Here is a 21,032-nt window from a genome sequence, read left to right on the forward strand (position 1 = left end):
GGCCGGGCCTGTTGTCTTTTTTGCGGAGAATTTCATGCGTCGTGTGGTCGTAACCGGACTTGGCCTCGTCACCCCTCTGGGCGGAGACGTCGAAACCTCGTGGAGCAACCTGATTGCCGGGAAGAGCGGGGCGGGGCAGATCACCCGTTTCGACACCGAAGGCCACAAGGCGACCATCGCCTGCGAAGTGAAGCCCAAGGACCACGAGTACGGCTTCGACCCTGATAAGCGCGTCGATCACAAGGTTCAGCGCCAGGTCGACCCCTTCATCGTCTACGGTATCGATGCCGCGGGTCAGGCGCTGGAAGACGCTGGCCTTATCGAAATGGACAATGCGACCAAGCAGCGCGCCGGCGTTTCGATCGGGTCGGGCATCGGCGGCCTGCCGGGCATCGAGAGCGAATCGATCGTCCTCCATGATCGCGGCCCCGGCCGTGTCAGCCCGCACTTCGTCCACGGACGCCTGATCAATCTCATCAGCGGTCAGGTCTCGATCAAATACGGCCTCATGGGCCCGAACCACGCCGTCGTTACCGCTTGTTCAACCGGTGCGCACTCGATCGGCGATGCCGCACGCATGATCGCGCTCGACGATGCCGACATCATGCTGGCGGGCGGCGCGGAAAGCACTGTGAACCCGCTTGGCGTCGCTGGTTTCGCGCAGGCGCGCGCGCTCAACACGAGCATGAACGACCGGCCCGAAAAGGCGAGCCGCCCCTACGACAAGAATCGTGACGGCTTCGTCATGGGCGAGGGCGCAGGCGTGGTGGTGCTGGAAGAATACGAACATGCCAAGGCGCGCGGCGCCAAAATCTATGCCGAAGTGGTCGGCTATGGCCTGTCGGGCGATGCGTATCACGTCACCGCGCCGCACCCCGAAGGCAAGGGCGCGGAACTGGCGATGCGCATGGCGTTGAAGAGGTCTGGCCTCGAACCCTGCGATATCGACTACGTCAACGCGCATGGCACCTCGACCATGGCCGACACGATCGAACTGGGCGCGGTCAAGCGCGTGCTGGGTGACGATCTGTGCGGCGCTTCGATGAGCAGCACCAAGTCCGCCATCGGCCACCTTCTTGGCGGCGCGGGCGCGGTGGAAGCGATCTTTTGCATCCTCGCGATCCGCGACCAGATCGTACCGCCCACGCTCAACCTCGACGATCCGGACGAGGGCACCGAGGGGGTCGATCTCGTCCCGCACACGGCGAAGAAGCGCGAAGTACGCGCCGCCCTCAACAACAGCTTCGGCTTCGGCGGCACCAACGCCTCGCTGATCGTCAAGAAGGTCGACTAGGGTGAAGAAGCTCGGCCTCGTGCTTGGGGCCGCAGTCCTTGTGGGACTGGCCGTCCTGATATGGTTCGCCAGCGGCTGGTACGGTTCGGCCGATGTCGAGGAAGACACGAGCTTCATCGTGCCGCAGGGCGCGACGCTGACGGCCGTGGCGCGCCAACTCGACGAGGAGGGGCTAATCGATTCGTCGAGCAGCTTCCTCCTGCGCGCGAAGATCCTCGGTTCTGGCGATCCGATCCAGGCGGGCGAGTTCTTGATCGAGGCCGGGGCCAGTCCTTCGCAAATCTTGGACACCTTCCAGAACGGGCAGGCGATCCGCCGCTTCGTGTCGATACCCGAGGGTCTGCCTTCGATCCTCGTCTGGGAACGGCTGATGGCGGAAGACCTGCTGACCGGTGAGGTCGAGGTGCCCGAGGAAGGCTCGGTCCTGCCCGATACCTATGCTTTCGAACGCGGCGAATCGCGCGCCGAAGTGCTCGCGCGGATGCAGGCGGCAATGGATAGCTATCTCGCGCAGGCGTGGAGAAAGCGGACCGGCAGGGCGGTGGTTAAATCGCCGGAGGAAGCGCTTATCCTCGCCTCGATCGTCGAGAAGGAAACCGCCCAGGCGGACGAGCGCCCGATGGTGGCGGGTGCGCTGTCGAATCGCGTGCGGATCGGGATGATGCTGGGCGCGGACGCGACGACGATCTATCCCATCACCAAGGGCAAGCCCCTGGGTCGCCGTATCCGCGTGTCAGAGTTGCGCGACCGCAACCCTTACAACACCCGCGCCGTGGCCGGCCTGCCGCCGGGCCCGATCACCAATCCAGGACGCGAGAGCATCGCTGCGGTCCTCGATCCGGCCGAAACCAAGGCGCTCTATTACGTGGCTGACGGAACGGGCGGCCACGTCTTTGCCGAGACGCTGGAAGAGCATAATCGCAACGCCGCGAACTGGCGCAAGCTTCGCCGCGAACGCGGGGAAATGTGAGCCTGAATGTGAGCGGCGAGGGCGCGCCACTGATCCTCGCGGCGGAACTTCCGCCCGAATTGCATCGCCGGTACACCGACCTTCGCACGCAGCATTTCCCGCCCGAACGCAATTATCTCGAGGCGCATGTCACGCTTTTCCACGCCATCCCCGCGCAATGCGAGGAGGAGGTGCGGCGCTATCTTGCGCGTCTGGCGGGCGAGGTGGCGCCCGTCAGCGGGCAGGTGGAAGACCTGATGGCGCTCGGCGGGGGGACGGCGATCCGTTTGGCGAGCCCCGACTTGCTGGCCTTGCGCGACGAGATTGCCGAGCATTTCCGCGGCATGCTGACCGCCCAGGACCAGCACAGGCCGCGATTGCACGTCACGATCCAGAACAAGGTTACCTCCAAGGTCGCCAAGGCCCTGCAGGCCGAACTTTCTGGCACGATAGAGCCGCGCGCATTCCACTTTCCGGGCCTCGCGCTGCACGCCTATCGCGGCGGTCCGTGGGAATTCCTGCGCCGCTTTGCATTTCGCGGGAAATGATTGTTGACCGGGGCGCAAGCGCGCCCTAAATGCGCCGCCTGCCGAGCGGGCTGCCAGTCTGGCCAATTGCCCGCCGACACGGCCTTTCGGGGCGGAGTAGCTCAGGTGGTTAGAGCAGCGGAATCATAATCCGCGTGTCGGGGGTTCGAGTCCCTCCTCCGCTACCATAGTCGAATCCGTATGGGTTCGCATGCTTCCGTATCATTCAAAAAAACAAATTTATCTCAACGGGTTGCGCGTGATTCGCGTCCGCTTGCTTCCGCATGGGTCCGCATGAAGCCGGATTTGGTCTGGGGGTATTTTGGGGGTACTTTCGTAGAGAAGGAAAAGGAGTGATACCCCCGATGCCGTTGACTGAAATGAAGATCAAAAAGGCGAATCCTGCTGAGAGGAACTACAAGCTGGCAGACGGGGAAGGGTTGTTTGTGCTCGTGAAAGCCAACGGCTCAAAACTGTGGCAAATGAAGTACCGGTACCGGGGCAAGGAAAAGCTCTTGTCATTTGGCGCTTATCCCAAGGTCGGGATTTCCGCGGCAAGAGAGCTGAAGAAGATCGCCAAGGGCGCGCTTGCCGAAGGTAAGGACCCGATGGTGCACAAGCCTGGTCGTGACTACTCAGCTGAGAAGACCTTCAGGGTCGTGGCGACACACTGGCACAGCAACCGACTAGACAGCATAAAACCAGCCCACGCCAAGCGGGTTTGGTCCCGTCTGGAGCGCGACGTACTTCCTGTGCTGGGCGATCTCCTGCTGACTGAAATTACTCCTCCCATCGTTCTCGGTGTCATAAAGAAGATTGAGGAACGAGGGGCTCTCGACATCAGCGCGCCGCGCCAAGCAGTGCATCGGTCAAGTGTTTCAGTTTGCTATCGCAAGCGGACTTTGTGAGCTTGATCCGACTGCTAATCTCGGGGGTGCTCTAAAGCCCAAGCCGCGCGTAAAGCACATGGCGAAGGTCCTAACCAGCGAGTTGCCTGAACTATTGCGTAAGATCGAAGGGTACAGGAATGAAGTTGGCCGACGCTCGGACGTTACAAAGGCGGCGCTTTCCTTTGCCTTTCTAACCTGGGTGCGCACCTCAGAGCTTCGCTTTGCAGAGAAAAACGAGTTCGAAGGCCTCGACGGACCAACGCCGGTCTGGAGGATTCCGAAGGAAAGGATGAAGATGGAGAGGGAGCATCTCGTTCCGCTTTCTTCGCAGGCCGCGTCCATTGTGAAAGTGATGATCGCACGTCCGGACTGTAATTACATCTTCCCCGGCACCAAGCGTAACAAGCCCATATCCGAGAACACGATGATCTATGGGCTATATCGGTTGGGATACCATTCCCGTCAAACGGTGCATGGATTTCGGAGCCTCGCCAGCACTTGGGCCGATGAGCAACTGGTCCCGCTTCCGGGGGCGTCCACCTGGATGCGCAAATACGACAAGGATTGGGTCGAGATGCAGCTAGCTCACAGTGATGATGACGAAGTGCGAGATGCCTATAATTCTGCCGATTATCTCGTTCCTCGAAGAGGCATGATGCAGGATTGGGCTGATTATCTCGATCGGTGTCGAGGTGGGGAAGGGACGCTGCGCCTGGTTGATGCCGCGTAGCCGAGCTTGGCTATGACAGCCTTGCGCCCCTTTCCGGACATTCGAGGAGGCTTGCTATTTTCCTGAAAGCAGACCGTCCACTTATCCTGCGAAGTGTCATCAGCCAAAGTTGAAATAGGGTGTTTCCGAGCGTTCAGCATTAATACACCCAAACCTTATCGATCGCTCGCGCGATGAAGATCTGCCTTTTGTGACGCATGGAACGCGTTGCAAGTCCCGCCCACCTGTCGCCAAGGCATATTGTTGTCGCTCGGCGCTTACCTTATCTTCCCGCCAATGAAATGGGACGATCTCCGTTTTGTCCTGGCGATTGCGCGGGCAGGGTCGCTTACCAAAGCGGCTGCGCGGCTGCGCGTGGACCAAAGTACCGTTGGTCGCCACCTGAGCGCAATCGAAGCTGCTATCGGTGATCCGCTGTTCCATCGCGACAAATCAGGCTTTGTGCCAACTGAAATCGGTGACACTGTAATTGCCGAGGTCGAGGAGATGGAGCGCGCGGTTGACAGGCTCCGCGATAGCACGGCGCAGGGGCGAAGCGGATTATCCGGGAAGGTGCGCATTGCAACCATGCCCTGGATACTGGAGCATGCACTCGCCCCCCGGCTCGCCAGCTTTTGGGCCGATCATCCCGCCATCGAGATCCAGGGTTTCGCTGATTTGCATGAGCGTCTTTCGAGCCGGAGGGAAACGGAGCTCTCGCTGCGCTTCGAGTTGCCTAGGCACACCGAAGAATATGAAGCGCCTGTCGCCAATATCCCGTTTTCTGTCTACGCAGCTGCTACCGCCGATCCCGCAGAGCTGCCCTGGGCGGGTTCGCTTGTATTGCTGGACAAGTTCGCCCCGCAGACCTGGCTCGACCGCCGCCTCGAGCAGACAGGGGAAACCGCGATCTTTCGCGCAGATGACGCTGGGATCATATCGTCTGTCGTACGTTCGGGGAAAGCGAAGGCGCTGCTGCCCGATATGTTGGGCTGCTCCGATCCAAAGCTGGTTAAATGCGAAGGCTATGGTCCCGGACTCGTGCGCACACTCAAGCTGCAAGTGCATCCTGATGTGGCTGAACTGGCGCGCGTGAAAGCGGTGATCGGCTGGATCGAAGAGGTCTTCAGAACGCACTGCTGAATGCACCGCCATGCAACTGTGCAAAACCAATATGCAGCATTGTGCGTTGACCGCGACAGAACGTTTTTATTAACCTCGTCAGACAAACAGCATAACAGATTAACCGGTCGCATGCCGCTAGCAATTGCCGTTCCGAGTTTCGGAATCGCCATGCAACTCCCGTTCGCCCGGAGGAAGCCATGAAGACCTTCGCATACACCTTTCTCGGTTGTATTCTCATTTCCGTAACACCGTCGCCTGCATCGGCCCAACTCTTCAAGAAGCTGCAGGAAAAGATCGAAAAGAAGCTCGAAACCAAGGCCGAGAAGACAGTGGATGAGGCGCTCGATTTGGAAACGAATGCCTCATCCGAGATATCGAATGTGCCGGACGCCCAAACTGGGACAAGTTCTGAGAGCCTTCCCCCAGCCCCGTCTGCTTCAGGTTATGCGCCGACGCACAAATACTATATCCATAACACAACTTATCGAGCGTTCTTCTCTAATATAGCGAAGGCCGACGCTCTTTATTCTTTGTGCACGATGTCCCGCGATGCATCGCTCCGGCTGGCGGTTTCCGAAACGCTGGCAGCAAGCGAAGCCCATGACAGGAAATATGGCGACACACGCCTCGATGCGAGCATGGCTGAGTACGACAATTTGTTCCAGAAAGCGATGGAGAAGTGGCAACGCTACAAAGCGAGTCCCTGCGACCCGGCCAACTTTCGGCGGAGAATGGCCGGAGAAGGCAATTTCAAGCACAACCAGATCTATCACACCAGATTTCGGGTGGATTAGAGCCAATGCTACGGTCGAGCACCTTCCTAAAGGCCATTCGAACCGCTTGCATCCAAGATGCAACAAGATGCGGAATGCGGAACTCAACATTATTTCGATTGCGTCCGGCGCGAGGTCTCTTTGAGGGGATTGGAAAGGTTTGATGATGAGAATGCCGGCAATCAGCCTAATCGTTGCATTGGCGACCAGTTTGCCTGTTCAGTCTGCGCACGCTCAAATGCAGAGTGCTGTACGAGTTGACAGCGGGGCTTCGGCCCATGCTTCTCAGGAGAATGCGATGCCGGGAGCGATTTGCGATGACATCGTGTTGCGCGTCTATGCGGATCGTGGCCTTGACCCTGCCGAACGCGAGGCGGTTGAACGTTCTTGCAAGGGCACTGAGGCTGGAGGCTACGATTACTATCGGGCTGTCGGCATTTATTATTCTCGCGATACAGATTCGAGGATGACGGGCGAGAAAGCCGAACAGTTGCATGATGCCGCCGCGTTCTTTCACAGCGCAACTATCAAGGGCTTCGGCGATCCTCTGCTGATTAAGGGCGGTTTCTATCAACTTTTTGACCAATACTTCGGTCCTCCCAGCCCCGCAAAGGCGGCGCAATTCGCAAAGTATTCGGGTAACCCTACCTCGGCTGCGGCCAAACAGGCATTCAGTGCTGCCCAAGGTTGGGATGCGGATGCCATGTTTGCCTATGCAATACGCATGCATCGCGGCGAAGGTGTTACGCGGAGTGAAGAAGCGGTCAATTTTTGGCTGAAGGAGGCGGCGCACAAGCGCCACGCCAAAGCGCAGGCGGCATACGCGTGGCGTGTGTATCGCGGCATAGCGATGGAACAGAGCCACAAAAAAGCGCATTACTGGGCCGACTTGTCCGCCAAGCAGGGCGATCCCGGAGGTTATCTGATGCGCGGCCTGCTGGCTTGGCCACATAGCTCTCCGAAGCTGTTTCTCCAGATGCTGGCCTCGAATGGTCTGGCAGGTGTGTTCAACTTCAGCGATGCGATGGCAGATCTTGACCGGGCCGAAGTAGCATGCAGGTCCGAGCCTTTCGCATCCGACCCGGGCTATGAAGGGATATGCGCTCAAGTCCCCCTCGCCCGATCCGAAGTCGTGCGAAGCTTGCAGTCGGCTGGGAATCCGAGCGACGAGGATTATCGTCGGCAGAGCCAGGGCATCATCGATGACTACAATGCCAACGAACAGCGCATCGCTGACAATATCAACAATGCGTACGCTGTCGGCTTGATACGATAGTCATCCCTGGATGCAGGAGGATGGATATGGGATTCGTCCAAGAAACGTGCAGTAAGTGCAGCGGAACCGGCTTGGCTTGGGGCGGGGGAACATGCCCGTATTGCAACGGGTTCTGTTTTGAAACCGTACACAAAAATGATCCGGTCGGACCCGTTGCGGGAGGAGGTGGCAGTTCGGCTTCCGGTTTTGGTATCCTCATCTTCGGCTCGCTCGCTGTGGCGTTTGCTATGACTGCCGGCCTCGAAGGCCCGCTCGCAGCGTTGGTAGTTGGGTTCGGGTTGTTGCTTGCCGGTGTGGGCACGTTGATCTTGATGCTAAGAGGCATAGGAACCTTTTTCCGCTCCAAACTTTGCAAAATGTTCATTCTCGCAGGCTTGGCCTTCTTGCTCATTAAGATGCTGTCTTCGGCATAACCCGCTCCATTGCTGTAATGATGAGGGGACTACCCCGTGCTGTTCGTTTGTCCAGATTGCCGTGAGCCTATTTCCGACAAGGCTGACGCTTGCCCGAATTGCGGGAGGCCGGCCGACGATAGAACATTCGTCGAGCCTTACTTCGGGCCAGGAATTCCAAGAAACGACGGCTTCTATGTCGAGAGCAAGCCCGTCTCTGAGTTGATCTCGGCGCTCAAAAAAGACGGCTCATTTGTCATACGCGTTCTGAGCTTTAAGGGCTCTCACCCCACTATCAACTGGGACGATCTAGCTCCAACAGACATCCCGGCGGAAATGTATGAGGTTAGTTACAAAGACCTTTCCATCGTTTCGACCTATCGCGAAGACGGCGATTTTGCTCTTGGCGGAGAGCTACAGAACGAGACGAGCTTGCCATGGTCTATCGCCGATCACACGATCTGTTGTGCCACTGAGAATGGTTTCAAATTATCGCTCAAAGTCGATCAATGGGGGTCGTTGAGAGACCTGGAATCAGAAACCGTCTATCGGTTTTTGTTCACGCCTCTAGGTACTTGCTAAATAGCTAGCGGCTCAAGAAACCTATAACTCGTCACGAACCGAATGGGCGAACTCCTGTCTTCCGCAAGATTTACACTTGTAGGCATCGCTGCCCCTGAGGGCTTGAAGAGCGATTCCGCCAGACAGAAATAGCCCTAAAATCATTACGATCAATTTGCCACCCTGCTGCTCAATAGTCGCTACAACAAAGAATGTAATCAATAGCCCCGCAACGGCTATAAGCAGGTTTGCGCCCCTGAACTTCTTTGTAACTATGTAGTCGTTGCCTCCACATCCAGCACATTGCCAGCCGTTTTGAGGCAACCCCTTCATGGGCAGCGCATCGGAAGCGTTAGTTTGGGAAGCAGCGCCATTTCGGACCGTTGGCCTCCCAACAGGCGCACCGCATTTGACGCAGGACGGCGCGCGCTCCGAGATTTTGGCTCCGCACTCAGAACATTGGACCAATGCCACGTCTCTCTCCAAACGTACTGATTTGGGAAAAATTATCATAAAAACAAAATTGAGCCAAGCTTCGCGGGCACGGTCGAACTCTGTTCTGGTAAGCGGCGAATTCTGTAATGTGCGACGCAAATTGAAACTAACCGCAGTCAACATGAATATCTATTCGGTCGAAAGTCATTGCTACGATCAAGCTTCATCAGCGCTTCAGGAACAACAGATTGGCCCGGTATTTACCTTTTTTCCGGCCATCCATAGAATTCTGAATCTTTGAGCTTGCGCTAGATCAGTGTGACAAATGCTTCGCCTTGTGAGGGAGAATTGGGTTCGCATTTCCATTGCTCGTACGAGCGGTTCACTCCGCCCCATCACGGTCACAAGCAATCACCCACTTTACCTGGGTGGGCCGCCAAAAACCGTCAGTCCGCTAGCGGCCCCAAATCGGCCAATCAGCAGTGCGCCCTCTTTGCGGACGTTCACGCTCTCACGCTAATACCTAGAAACGGACTCGCAGCTACTTTCCGGTAATGGCCGAGGACACCCCGCTCTGAGCAACCCAACTCCACATTGCTTGCGACGTTATGCTGCACGAAACCGCGTTCCTGTGCCACGGTGACAATCGAGTGGAGCGTGGTGAGGCAATTCTTAGCCATCGCTTGCTTACTTTCACGCAGTAGCGCCTCGAGAAAATCTCGAAGATGGACTGCGCTCAGTTCGGTGAGCAGCAAACGACCGATCTTCTGTCACGCCCTAGCGCGCAGACCAACCTGACTAAGAGATATTCTAGCGAGCTCTCAGCCAGTTTGAAGGCTCTTGCCCATCTGTAACTGGAACGGCATCGGCTTTCCCAAGAGGAAGCCCTGACCGACCTCGCAGCCGAGGTCCCTCAGCATACTCAACTGGCTCACGTCCTCGATACCTTCTGCGGTTACACTCATTCCCATTCCATGAGCCAAATCGCTGATAGCGCGAACAATCCGGCGGCAATCATCGCTTTCACGCAGTTCGGCGACGAAGCTTCGGTCGATCTTGATCGTGTTAAACGGGAAACGGCGGAGGTAGCCAAAGCTAGAATAACCCGTGCCGAAGTCGTCAAGCGCGATGCGCACCCCAAAAGTGCGCAACTCCCGGAGAATGCGCATGCAATCTTCGCTATCTTCCAAGAACACCCCCTCGGTGATCTCGAGCTCGAGTCGGGAGGGGGCGATCCCTGCATGCGCAACGGCGCTCACCACCGTCGCTAGGAGTTGAGAGCTCCTAAGCTGAGCAGGCGAAAGGTTAATCGAGATTGTGAGCTCGCCAGGGAGCAATCGCGCCGTCGCTGCTGCTTCACGAATGACCCACTCGCCAAGCTCAACAATGAGACCCGTTTGTTCAGCGAGGGGAATGAACTCGTCGGGCAGGATCAAACCGCGCTCTGGATGGTGCCAACGAACAAGCGCTTCATACCCCAATATCTTGTTCGTTTGGAGATCCATGAGCGGTTGAAAATGGAGACGGAGGTCTCCGTCAGTGAGCGCAGTGCGCAAGTCCATTTCAAGTTCTCGGCGAGCCAAGGCAAACTCAACAAGCGCGCTCTCAAAGACCACAACCTTACCCCGGCCGAGTTCCTTCGCTCGATAAAGCGCCAAGTCAGCATGCTTCATCAGATCACTCGCACTTGGGCCCTGGGGATCGGCAAATGCCACGCCGATACTCGTCCCGATGCAGATTTCCGACCCTTCGATCACGTATGGGTCGCGTAGATTTTCCATAATCCGATGCGCGATGGTCATTGCAACGTGGTCCAAATTTTCGTCTTGGAGAAGCACCGCGAATTCGTCACCGCCCAACCGAGCGACCAAACCTCTCCCATTTAGAGTGTTCTCCAAGCGTTTTCCCACTTCGCGGAGCAGCGCATCACCCACCGCGTGACCGAGCGTGTCGTTGATGCCCTTGAACTGGTCCAAGTCGAGATAGAGGACGCAAATACGATGGCGGTCGAGCAGGCGATTGAGAGCGTGATCCAAACTAGCATTGAAGAGATAGCGGTTGGCGAGATTGGTCAGTGCATCATAATGCGCCATGTGATTGATTCGGGCTTCCGCTTCGCGCTGCGCCGTGACATCCGACGCCACTCCCCGGAACCCGCCATTTGCCTCGCACGGACGCGCGGAAAGCGCCCACCAACGCCGTTTGCCGCTTATAGTCAGCGGAAGCGTCAATTTTCGAAACACTCTGCGGTTCCTGAGCTCAGACTCCAGTTGACGGCGCTCACTCGTCTCATCGAATAGGTCTAAGAAAGCCTTCCCGCTCAGTTGGAGCCCCTCTCGGCCCGCAACGTGAATGAAACGATCCGACGGATTAACGATGCGCAGACCTCCATCAATCTCCCACAGCCAGTCCGATGCCTGCTCGGTAAAGTCGTTCATCAGCAGCCGCACGGTTTCGGCGCTGTCGGTCGCGCGCTCCTCGGCACGCAGCTTGGCGATGAAACTGCGTTCGTTCGAGAAAGCGCCACGAATGAGCACGGCGACATACGCAATCGTCGCGATACTGCCCGTCGCTAGGGGGGCATCAGGGAACGCTACCCAAACGGCCAGGAAACCCAGCCCAGCGGGCACCACGAAGGCAGGCACGGGCATCGCAATGGCGCCGTAGCTCATCGCTGAAGCGCCCATCATACCGCTCAGCAAAATTGAGATCATGAAGAACTGGCCCGGTGTGGCAACCGTCGCCGCCGCAAAGCCGCCCAGCCCCCAGACTACACCGTTTGCCAGGGCGAGAATGACAAGGCTCTTGCATTTCGCGATTGCAGAGATTTCGCCCGTCCCTCGCAAGCCAGGACGGAGCAGCAGCACGCGAGCTAAGCCAATCGCCGCGACCGCGACGAACCACGCGATAACCTCCAGATGATGGCCGCTGGAATACATGGTGGCGGACGCGAAAGCGGCGGAAATCGTGATTCCTGCGACTGCTGAGTTTACGTGTCGCTCGGCATCGGCAACGAACGCATCGGCATAAATCCGGTGGGCGTCGTGAAAAAGGCTGAGCCGCTTTGGCAAAAGTGCGCTGTCCGTTTGTGTGTTCGCCAGCAGTCTCTGGCTCAAAATCTCGACTTCGCAGAATTTGGTTAACGGTCCGCTAGGGCTTAAAGGTGGAATCTACTTGGCCGCGTCCCGGAAACCGACAGGAGACGCAATGAGGCTGGGTTTCGAGGGGGGCGACCGCCTCCATACCAACTACAGATCTTTTGCGCGTCCACTTTAGCGGAGAACCTCAGCGTTTGGCGGTCAACATCTACCACCCCCTTTCAATGACGGAATTCAGTCCTTCGCGAACCTTAGTTGAAGGCAGGGGTGCGAGCCTGAGCAATTTCCAGATGTCTGTAATTAGGTCGTTGACTGACGGGATGCTCTATATCTTTCAATAGCCGCTTCCTGACAAACTTTGGAGAGTTGCTTCGCACTTAGGATCGATTCCGGTAAGGCGCCTCGCAACCCCCTACTTATCGTGAAACCCTTTTGTTCACGATCCTAGGGTGATTAGGAAATATCCTTTTTTAGATTCCCTAAATTAAGATTCGCTAACTGTTTCCGTTCTTGAGTCGGGAAGCGCGTCGGAATGGGTAGTGCAGATCTTTTTCCGGGATGTGCGGAGTGAGGAATGAAACGGGAGATTTCGCCTGATCTTGTTCGGGTCGGCATGTACGTCAAAGGCTTTAGCGGCTCGTGGTTCCGCCATCCCTTCTGGCGCGCACATTTCATGATAAGGAACGCCCGCCAGGAAGAGCGAATTCGGCAATCGTGCGTCGATTACGTAATCATTGACGTAACTCGCGGGATAGGTCTGGAGACCGACGAGGCGCCGCAAGCGGCTCGACCGAATGCCGAGACACCGACCCGACCTTCGGCCAAGGCCCGGTGCCGTACGCCGGCAGCTTGGGCCAATATCGAACGTGTACGTCCGACGTCGGATCAGCAGCAGGCCCGGGCGTTACTTTCCCGGTCGAAAAACATCGTGCGCAAGGCCTTCGACGACGCACGCCTTGGGCGTGCCATTCAGGTCGAAGATGTCGCACCGGTCGTTGAAGAAGTCGTGTCTAGTATCGATCAGAATCCCAAGGCCCTGCTAAACGTCTTGCGATTGAAGCAGAAGAACGAATACACCTATCTCCATTCGGTTGCCGTTTGTACCTTGATGGTGAACGTCGCAATTCACATGGACATGAGCCGGGACGAAATTCGCGACTACGGAATTGCCGGACTACTCCATGACGTCGGAAAGATGGGAATACCCGACAGCATCCTGGACAAGGAAGGCCCGCTTACCGACGAAGAATTTCGTGAGATACGCAGTCATTCCGCTTTCGGTCATGAAATTCTCGCCAAATCGCGCGACATTCCTGAAGCGGCGCTCGATGTCTGCCTCCATCACCATGAGAAAATAGATGGAAGTGGCTATCCCTTTGGCCTCTCATCGAAATCGATCTCTACTGTCGCCAGACTCGGAGCTATTTGCGACGTCTACGACGCCCTCACTTCCAATCGAGTCTACAAAGCAAGTTGGGCACCAAGGCGGGCGCTAGCGGAAATGTGGGGCTGGGAAGGCCATTTTGATCGCGATCTGCTATTCACCTTCATGCAGAGCCTCGGCCTGTATGCCCCCGGGATGCTCGTGCAATTGCGCAGCAACCGCCTCGGTATCGTTCTCGAGCCGAAGCGCGCCAACTCGAGAACGCGCGTTCTCGCCTATTACGCTACCTGCGAGAATGCTCAGATTGACCCCGTCGAAGTTCTAATCGGCGACAGCCTGACGAATGACAAGATCGTCGGGACGGCCGATCCGGGCGACCGGATTCCTAAAGATTGGGTCCTTGCGGAGTCAAAAGCGATCAAAGACCGGTTCAACACTTCGATGGAGAAGCCAAAAACTTCTTGAGCAACCTTGCTCACCGAATAAATGCGTACGCATTGCGGTTGCCCTTACCATGTGAAGCCCTTTGACTTACTGGGACGTTCTCCTGTGTTTATTTCAGAGAAGGAAGGGGGCTTCGAACAATCGCGGCCTAGGGACTAATAAAAAGCGTGTTGGTTACAATCATCGAAGTCAAAATGCTGGATCAATTATTACCAAACTTGATCTCCAACACTACACTGAGGCAATGCTGCTGATGGGAACTCTCGACTGAGTTTGTCGTAGGACTGCAAAGCATTGCTTTAAAATACTGAGGAGCGGTCAAGAGGAGACGCGTATCCCGGACATTCTAAAAGCCATCATGCAGTGTGAGACTGAGACCGATTTGGTCGATCTGCTATGGAAGCACTTCGGAGGATTGGGCTTTCAAGGTTTTGCCTACATGGTGCCATCGAGGGATTCCCCGCTGACGATGGTTTATAAGTCGCGCGGATACCCTGAAAAATTTATCGAGACTTATCAAAGAGAAAAGTTGTATCTGATCGATCCGTTTCCTGCCCACGTCACGCGACACAAATCGACGTTGCGTATCTCTGAAATTGCGCAGCAGGCGAAGCTCAGTCGAGCTGAAACTGACTACATCGATCGTATGAAGAAAATGGGTATCACTGATGGGTTGATAATTCCAACTTTTGGGATGGACCTTCGGATCGTGAAATTCGTGCTAGGCCAAGTGACCGATTTTTCTGTGATTGAGAATGACAACCTGTTCGAATTCACTGCGACACTACAGATGGCGCATCGTCGTCTCGACGAACTTGCCCGACAAGACGAACCGATCCGCCGACGACTTCCACGGCGCGAAGTCGAAATTTTGCATTGGATCGCGAAGGGCAAAACTAACGCGGAGATCGCCGCCATTCTGGGGGTAGCGGCGCCCACTGTAGCGACGCACATTGCGCGAATGTTCCAAAAGCTTGATGTGAATGATCGTGCAGCATTGGCGGTGAAGGGTTTTAGATACGGCATCATCCATGCTTGAACACCTCCATCCGAGTTGAGGATACCAGTTCGCAGGGGTAGGGGTAGGACAAACTCTTAGCTGCGCGTTAACCAAAGAATGGCAAGGGCTACCTTATGCCTCGATCCATGCATTGGGTCTCCAACCTACTTTTCCCTGCGAAGAGCGCTCGCGAACAGCGCGAGCAGATCATCGGCATTTTTGACAGTCTCCGAAAGCAGATACCACTCCTTTATGGCGTCGCGCTGATCAACCTGATCGGATTGCACGTCGCGACGCACGGCAGCGAATTGCGCTGGTTTTCTCCAATTACCGTCCTGTCTATCCTACTGATTTGGCGAATGCTTTACTGGATCGCTCTCCAGAAGCCTTCGGAAGATTTCACGAGAATTCGCCGCGAGCTGGTCAAAATGGTCGTCTTTACCGCCATATTATGCGCGGGTTTTTCTGTTTGGTCCCAGTCTCTTATCACCGTCTATCCCGAAGAGACGATGACCATACTGCTCTACAGTGTGCTTGCCGCGTTGGGAGCTGCCTATGGGCTGAGTAGTTTTCCACGGGCTGCCTTAATTCCTCTATTACTGCTGGGCTTACCTGTTGCCGTCAGATTGTCTTGGCTAGGACGGGCGTCGGATCGAGGCATTGCTGTCAGCCTCATTTTGGTCTTGCTACTGTTCATTTGGCAATTGCATGTCCACAACACGGCACTGTTGGGTCTTGTGCGCGGGCAGCTTGCTATCACTCGTGAACGCAACCGCGCCGTCAAAGCAGAGCTTGAGGCAATCAAACGTGCGGAAGAAGATGTCCTGAGCGGACTTGCCAACCGCGGCAAACTTGTGCGCGAAATTGAGGAAAACTTGGTGCGCGGTCCCGCGACCGGCGGGGGCAGTGTGCTGGCCATCTGCGATTTGGATGGCTTTAAGTCTGCCAACGACGCATTTGGTCATGCTGCGGGAGATGAGATTCTGCGAGAATATGCGCGGCGCCTCTCCAAGGCATTTAGTGACAACGCGCTTGTCGCAAGGCTCGGAGGGGATGAGTTTTCGATCTTCTGGAAGGACGGGTTGCCACGGCTCAAGCTGGAAAGAGCTGCTTCCCAGATTTGCGAACTAGCTAATCAACCAATCGATTGGGATGGCAAGGAATTGCTCGTGGGCGCATCTTGCGGAGTAACGGAGGCCGGGCCCTTCACATGGTCCAATCAAGAATTTTTTCGTCAGGCGGATGCGGCCCTCTACAAGGCTAAAGCGTCCTCGCGCGGGCGTTGGTATCTTTATGACCAACCTCAATTCCAGGCGGACCAAAGAAGGGCCAAGATCGAGAAGTCGATCTTGTCTGGCGAGGCGCTCCACGAGATCGACATTCACTTTCAGCCGATTTTCGACCTGGAGAAAGGAATTCCTGTCTTCGCGGAGGCTCTTGCTCGCTGGAACAGCACAGAACTGGGCGTCGTACTTCCAGATGAATTTATACGCATCTCCGAGAAATTGGGTGTCATTGACCAGTTGAATGAGCACTTGCTCGAGAAGGCCTTGGCTTCGGCTGAAGAGTGGCCCGAGTCTCTGTCACTCTCTTTCAACCTTAGCGCTCTGCAGTTGAGCCGTCCGCTTGCGACCGAGCGACTGTACAAGCTAGTTTTGGGCTCAACTCTTCCTCCACAACGTGTGCAGTTTGAGGTGACTGAAACAGCCATTCTTTCTGACTTGGACCACGCTGAACAGGAATTGGCGAAGCTTTCCGAGCTAGGGTTCACCATCGCTCTCGATGATTTTGGCTCCGGCTACGCCTCGGTTGCCTACCTACGGCAGCTTCCCTTCGACACCATTAAGCTCGATGGGACGCTGATCGACAACGTTTTCGACAGCGAACGTTCGCGCCAAATCCTGCTCGGTCTTGTCGATCTCTGCCATGCGGCAGGTGCGCGCTGTGTAGCTGAACATATCGAGACTTATGAGCAGCTTAGTCTCGCACAGGCTATGGGTTGCGATTATGGACAAGGATTCTTTCTCGGGAAGCCCACCTCGAGTGATCGAATGTTGAAAATGCTCAACTCAATTCCTGGCTCAACCCCAGCTTGGCTAAGATACTCCGGGAGCAAAACCATCTTCTAGGAAGCATCTATTTTGTGTCGGCTGAGATTATGCGTACTCTATCAATTTCTATTATTTTCCGCACTTACGCATCGTGGCTATCACCTTCCGGAGATTAAATCTGTCAGTCTAAGAGTAGGTCTGATGTCGTAGCGCATTATCCTTGGTTTGGTTACAAATGCCACAGAGCGTAGGGCAGTCGAAGCACTCTAAGGAACAGCACCTGTCGTCGGAACACGCCCAGATGCTCGTTGAATTGCGCGCACGCCAAACCCTCAATAAGTTATCCCATGACCACGGCTGAACATGCTGCGACCCGCCGCTTTTTCGCGAAGAAGATCGGCTTTAGCCGCAGCCAGGCCAGAAGCTCGCGCTCGAGGGAAAAGACTGAGGATTGACCCTTGCCCGTATCTTCGCCCAAGAGCGTGATGGCAACGGACGGGAAATCGGAACTTGGTGGGAGCATCCTTGCGAGAATTAACAGGGCTCGAAGTGAACCAGCGCTACACGGGTCTTAACATGGCTGTTTTTTTGCTAACTTAGGACCAAAAGCGGTCTGTCTGCTACCGGCCCCAAAGTCGACTTTTCAGGTGGGCTAAGAATGCCTCGTCCCACCTTCAGAGATCAAGATGTCCATGAAATAATGTCTTCAGTGACTAGGGTGGCTGACGCCGAAAGGTGAAAATTCCACCAGAGGCGCGCAGACTTGCAGCCAACTGCGCGCCGTCTCGAGACTTACATGACAAAGAAAAATGTGAAAGGCGCAGCTTCCTACGCAGGCGCGCTGCTCATCTGCCAAAACCTTGGCGAACTCACCGCCTATGAACTCGCTGGCGACCAGATCCTGATACCAGATGATGACTGCAGCTCGTCCAGCTTCGCCCGGTCGCTCGTCCTCATGCCAGGTGTCAGGCTAGCCTCTGACGAAATGGCTAGAGGCATCGCCATGCTTGGGACTAGCGCCCTTGGCGTGCGATGTTTGACCCATTCTGACGGCAATCGAACACCTGAGTTCACTGTGCTGTTCGCAGAGAATGGCAAAGCCGAACGCTTTGCAGATATGCGTCCATGGTTTGATAGGGAAAGCGGCCTTTATCTTCCCCCAGATGAAGACACGGCTGCAGGCAACCCTACGTGCTTCAAGTTCGACCGCGGCCTGCGCAAGGTCGCGCAGCCTTGGACCGACGAAGCCGACCGGCATCGCGGTATTGCCGAAGCGACGGCGCTGCTTCTGGCTGAAGGGGCCGATAACCGGCCCGGCTGATTCCAAGAATGAAGAGAAGGTTCGGCGGTAAGGCCGAGTAGATTATGAAATTAAGAGGGGAGGGCGAGCTCGGCCAGAGCGGCCTCCCCCGAAGGATTACCCGACATGAACATGATTACGCTGCAACGCCCTCTCGAGGGCGAACCCGTGCTGCCGCCTACTACCTCTAGGACCTTCAGGACGCAGAGCCGGTTCGGCGCATTCCTGAGCGCAACCGGACTTTCGTGCGAGGGCGAAGATATGAGCGCCAACACTGCGGACGGGTTCTATGCCGACCGGGAAGCGAGCGTGGTGGTCACCGCCACTTCCTGCGATCGGCCGTTGTTCTTCCCCGAATGCGAGGCGCTGGCCCAGTTCCTGCAGATGGACCTTGTGCTTATGCGGTTCGATCCGCTCCTTGGTGCCTCGTTCGATGTGCTGATGGCAGGCAGCCAGAACTGGCTGTGCGATTTCCTCGCCTGGCGCCGCGAAGGTGGCGACTTGTGGTTGGTCCCTGCACAGGCCTCGGGTCCCTACTTCTGCCTGAATGAGAGCGGGCTCGAAGCTTTCGAAGGCGCTCCTTACGCAAATGGCTCCGAGCGCTACACCGGAATCATTCGCGCCGTCGAAGCTCGTTCGTTCGAAGGGAGGTTCTAATCATGGCCCAGATTACTTCCAAAAATATCGCACTTGTCGATGATGGGGCGGAGTTGCCGCAGACGAAGTTGAGCGTTTTTGTCCACGATCGCTGCGAGGACCATCGCGATTGCGCGTTCTCGCGCCACTGGTACAAAGGCGAGGAGAACAGGGTCGGTGTCCGGCCTTGGTTCGACAAAAAGCTCTTCCCAGGCGAGGACCGCCGGTTCGGGTGCGCGGCCAAGTACGATCTGCTTCTCCCCCCGATGGCTCCGGGTGACCTCGGCCGGTTCGGGACGCTCGTTGACCGGTTCGACGATACTCTCCCGCCCTACGAGCAGCATGTGATGGCTCATGTGAAGATCATGCTCGATCATGAGGAGGCATGGCATGTCGGATTCGAACGGGTTCGGAGCTACGCGCGTCGTCATTTCGCACATCGCTTCGCGACGGTCCTGATCGCGCATATCCCGGGCCTCGTTGGCCTCAAGGGGCAGGGCAACCACGTCCACTGCGCGGTGCTCTCGCGCGAGGTCACTATAAATGGCTTCGGCGGTGCTTGCACCGACCTGTGCAGCGATCGTGGCTACGAAGCTGCGCTTGCTGCCTGGCGCAAACACAAGAAGGACTGGAAGGTGTCGGCATGAGCGAGGACACGAAAGCTGAACCTATTCCCGCTCTTGCGGAGCATTGGGCTCGTAAGGGTGCAGCTGAAGTCGAAAAGATGGATGCGACAATCAACCTCGCTCGCCACCTGATGGCGAGCGAGGAGGTCGAGCACTATGCGGAAGGAGAAAACCCCTATGTGTTGGTCCCTTATCCTTGGGAGGTCTCCGAACCTAAGAGCGATGCTCCGAGGCGAATTTTTCTTGGGACCGTAAGCGAGCTGGCAACAGGTACGGGCCACACGGTCCACTTCTCAGCTGGCATCGCTCGCGATGAGGATGAGTTCCGCCGGCAACTGGCGGCTCACATCGGTCACACGCTTGCCAATGGTGCCAAGGTGAGGCCGGGTCTCGAAGAAATCCCGTTCTCGCGTACATTCATCTCGCCGCAGCTACGTCAAACGCTTCAGAAGTTCGACGAAGGTAAAAGAGCGCCGGCGCGCTTCCATTACCTTTGTCAGTGGTACGAAAATCGCTCGTGAAGGCTCGCTGTCCCCATGCTCTCTGCCCGGTCCAGCAGGACTGGGCGAGGGCGGCAAAGCATTCCCGTGAATTGGAAAGGAGATGAACAGTAGTGAAGAATCTCCTGAACCGTACCGACCGGCGTATTGCGATCCTCGACGTAGAAGCATCGGCCTTGGAGCGAGGAAGCTATCCGATCGAAGTAGGTGTGGCGCTCGTTTGCAGACCTTCAGAGCCGATCGGTGTCGAAGCAAAGCTGATCCGGCCAACCGCCGACTGACTCAACACCGGTTTGTGGTCAAAATCTTCCGAGGCGGCACACGGCCTTCCGCTCGAGTGCGTGCAGCGTGAAGGTGAACCTGTCGAAGCGGTTTGCGAATGGCTCAACGGTTTACTCGGCACAGACACCATCGTTGCCACAGATGCTCCCAGATACGACCAGGATTGGCTTGATACGCTGTTCGCTGCTGCGGGGCGCGAGCAAAAGTTCAGGATTTTTGACTTCCAGGTGCTTACGCGAGACTTCAGCGCTGATCAGCATCGCCATCTGGCGTATTTGCTAGGGAAGGATGCTCCACCACATCGTGCAGCTGAGGATGCATTGCGTCTGGCTTCCAAACTGATGGAGACGCACTGGGGGCACCCGCCTCAAAAATGTCCGTCGCCCCTATGATGCTTGCCGAGTGGCGCGATCAAAGACATCGGCCGTTTACGGATATCCTAGCTGCATAGGAAGGCGAGCGCCAAGGCTGATTGCACAGCGTCATCGCGTCCGGATTATCTGAATCTCGCTCCATGACCAGAAAGCTCGGTACAGGACTTTAGCGTCTTGGCCTAACGTCAGATCCTTTCGCGGCAGCATTTGCTACTGACAAACTGTGCCCATTAGCATTGCTGGCAGCGGTCCCCAGATTCGGTTTAGAACAAAGCGCAACAGCGGTTGCTGCGCTTCGCTGACGCCTGATATCGGTGGAGGAAAGCTGACCAATATCAGATAATCTGGCTTTCTTTCAGACACCGAAAATTCTCTCAAACTCGCTGGGGCAGAAGAGGGAGAGGGG

The 21,032-nt window shown here is 56.4% G+C and carries 22 protein-coding genes and 1 tRNA gene; 20 read left to right on the top strand and 3 right to left on the bottom strand.

Annotated elements, in window-relative coordinates; all coding sequences use genetic code 11:
• The first annotated feature begins 34 nt into the window (after positions 1–34).
• The 12 genes from fabF to ED21_RS15865 all read left to right on the top strand — a co-directional run bounded on the left by fabF (position 35) and on the right by ED21_RS15865 (position 9,232).
• Positions 35–1,294 (top strand): beta-ketoacyl-ACP synthase II, encoded by a 1,260-nt coding sequence (gene fabF / locus ED21_RS13250; RefSeq protein WP_034922731.1) that lies wholly within the window; start codon positions 35–37, stop codon positions 1,292–1,294.
• Position 1,295: 1 nt separating this feature from the next.
• A complete protein-coding gene (gene mltG, locus ED21_RS13255) occupies positions 1,296–2,264 on the top strand; it encodes an endolytic transglycosylase MltG (RefSeq protein WP_006834439.1) in 969 nt (322 codons plus the stop codon).
• Positions 2,261–2,791, top strand: a complete 531-nt coding sequence (locus tag ED21_RS13260) for a 2'-5' RNA ligase family protein (protein WP_006834440.1) — start codon at positions 2,261–2,263, stop codon at positions 2,789–2,791. The genes mltG and ED21_RS13260 overlap by 4 nt, the downstream gene beginning before the upstream one ends.
• A gap of 90 nt (positions 2,792–2,881) precedes the next feature.
• Positions 2,882–2,958: transfer RNA gene (locus ED21_RS13265), tRNA-Met, on the top strand.
• Between the two features lie 177 nt (positions 2,959–3,135).
• Positions 3,136–3,678 (top strand): integrase arm-type DNA-binding domain-containing protein, encoded by a 543-nt coding sequence (locus ED21_RS15855; protein WP_006834441.1) that lies wholly within the window; start codon positions 3,136–3,138, stop codon positions 3,676–3,678.
• A 58-nt stretch (positions 3,679–3,736) separates the two neighbouring features.
• A complete protein-coding gene (locus ED21_RS15860; protein WP_006834442.1) occupies positions 3,737–4,390 on the top strand; it encodes a site-specific integrase in 654 nt (217 codons plus the stop codon).
• Between the two features lie 243 nt (positions 4,391–4,633).
• Complete coding sequence (locus ED21_RS13280; protein ID WP_156787478.1) at positions 4,634–5,512, top strand: LysR family transcriptional regulator; 879 nt, start codon at positions 4,634–4,636, stop codon at positions 5,510–5,512.
• Between the two features lie 179 nt (positions 5,513–5,691).
• On the top strand, positions 5,692–6,288 hold the full coding sequence (locus tag ED21_RS13285; protein WP_006834444.1) for a hypothetical protein: 597 nt from the start codon (positions 5,692–5,694) through the stop codon (positions 6,286–6,288).
• 277 nt (positions 6,289–6,565) lie between these two features.
• Positions 6,566–7,543 carry a tetratricopeptide repeat protein gene (locus ED21_RS13290; protein ID WP_006834445.1) on the top strand — a complete coding sequence of 326 codons (978 nt, stop codon included), beginning with the start codon at positions 6,566–6,568 and terminating at the stop codon, positions 7,541–7,543.
• 26 nt (positions 7,544–7,569) lie between these two features.
• Positions 7,570–7,956, top strand: a complete 387-nt coding sequence (locus tag ED21_RS15700; RefSeq protein ID WP_198005865.1) for a hypothetical protein — start codon at positions 7,570–7,572, stop codon at positions 7,954–7,956.
• A 36-nt stretch (positions 7,957–7,992) separates the two neighbouring features.
• Entirely contained in the window at positions 7,993–8,517 is a 525-nt protein-coding gene (locus ED21_RS13300) for a zinc ribbon domain-containing protein (protein WP_006834447.1), read from the top strand.
• Between the two features lie 310 nt (positions 8,518–8,827).
• Complete coding sequence (locus tag ED21_RS15865) at positions 8,828–9,232, top strand: hypothetical protein (RefSeq protein WP_233995766.1); 405 nt, start codon at positions 8,828–8,830, stop codon at positions 9,230–9,232.
• A gap of 520 nt (positions 9,233–9,752) precedes the next feature.
• Here ED21_RS15865 and ED21_RS13310 read toward each other — a convergent pair.
• Entirely contained in the window at positions 9,753–12,047 is a 2,295-nt protein-coding gene (locus ED21_RS13310; protein WP_050784782.1) for a bifunctional diguanylate cyclase/phosphodiesterase, read from the bottom strand.
• A 556-nt stretch (positions 12,048–12,603) separates the two neighbouring features.
• Here ED21_RS13310 and ED21_RS13315 point away from each other — a divergent pair.
• From ED21_RS13315 to ED21_RS15535, 8 genes are all read left to right on the top strand, one after another.
• Entirely contained in the window at positions 12,604–13,878 is a 1,275-nt protein-coding gene (locus ED21_RS13315; protein WP_006834450.1) for an HD-GYP domain-containing protein, read from the top strand.
• A gap of 361 nt (positions 13,879–14,239) precedes the next feature.
• The gene (locus ED21_RS14880) at positions 14,240–14,896 is read left to right on the top strand and encodes a LuxR family transcriptional regulator (RefSeq protein WP_198005866.1); all 657 of its coding nucleotides are present in this window, start codon (positions 14,240–14,242) and stop codon (positions 14,894–14,896) included.
• Positions 14,897–15,003: 107 nt separating this feature from the next.
• Positions 15,004–16,986 carry a bifunctional diguanylate cyclase/phosphodiesterase gene (locus ED21_RS13325; protein WP_006834452.1) on the top strand — a complete coding sequence of 661 codons (1,983 nt, stop codon included), beginning with the start codon at positions 15,004–15,006 and terminating at the stop codon, positions 16,984–16,986.
• Positions 16,987–17,704: 718 nt separating this feature from the next.
• A complete protein-coding gene (locus tag ED21_RS15530; protein WP_156787481.1) occupies positions 17,705–18,229 on the top strand; it encodes a hypothetical protein in 525 nt (174 codons plus the stop codon).
• A 240-nt stretch (positions 18,230–18,469) separates the two neighbouring features.
• A complete protein-coding gene (locus ED21_RS13335; RefSeq protein WP_156787482.1) occupies positions 18,470–18,865 on the top strand; it encodes a hypothetical protein in 396 nt (131 codons plus the stop codon).
• 2 nt (positions 18,866–18,867) lie between these two features.
• Positions 18,868–19,491 (top strand): hypothetical protein, encoded by a 624-nt coding sequence (locus tag ED21_RS13340; protein WP_006834455.1) that lies wholly within the window; start codon positions 18,868–18,870, stop codon positions 19,489–19,491.
• Positions 19,488–19,991: a hypothetical protein gene (locus tag ED21_RS13345; protein ID WP_006834456.1), complete on the top strand. Its 504-nt coding sequence runs from the start codon at positions 19,488–19,490 to the stop codon at positions 19,989–19,991. The genes ED21_RS13340 and ED21_RS13345 overlap by 4 nt, the downstream gene beginning before the upstream one ends.
• A 92-nt stretch (positions 19,992–20,083) precedes the next feature.
• Entirely contained in the window at positions 20,084–20,251 is a 168-nt protein-coding gene (locus ED21_RS15535) for a hypothetical protein (protein WP_006834457.1), read from the top strand.
• A gap of 111 nt (positions 20,252–20,362) precedes the next feature.
• On the opposite strand, the gene ED21_RS15540 is transcribed toward ED21_RS15535, so the two are convergent.
• Positions 20,363–20,518, bottom strand: coding sequence for a hypothetical protein (locus ED21_RS15540; RefSeq protein WP_006834458.1), 156 nt, complete (start codon positions 20,516–20,518; stop codon positions 20,363–20,365).
• Positions 20,519–20,836: 318 nt separating this feature from the next.
• The coding region (locus ED21_RS15870) for a hypothetical protein (protein WP_233995767.1) at positions 20,837–21,032 on the bottom strand (196 nt) is incomplete at its 5' end.

The organism is Erythrobacter sp. SD-21, from assembly GCF_000181515.1.
GTDB lineage: Bacteria > Pseudomonadota > Alphaproteobacteria > Sphingomonadales > Sphingomonadaceae > Qipengyuania.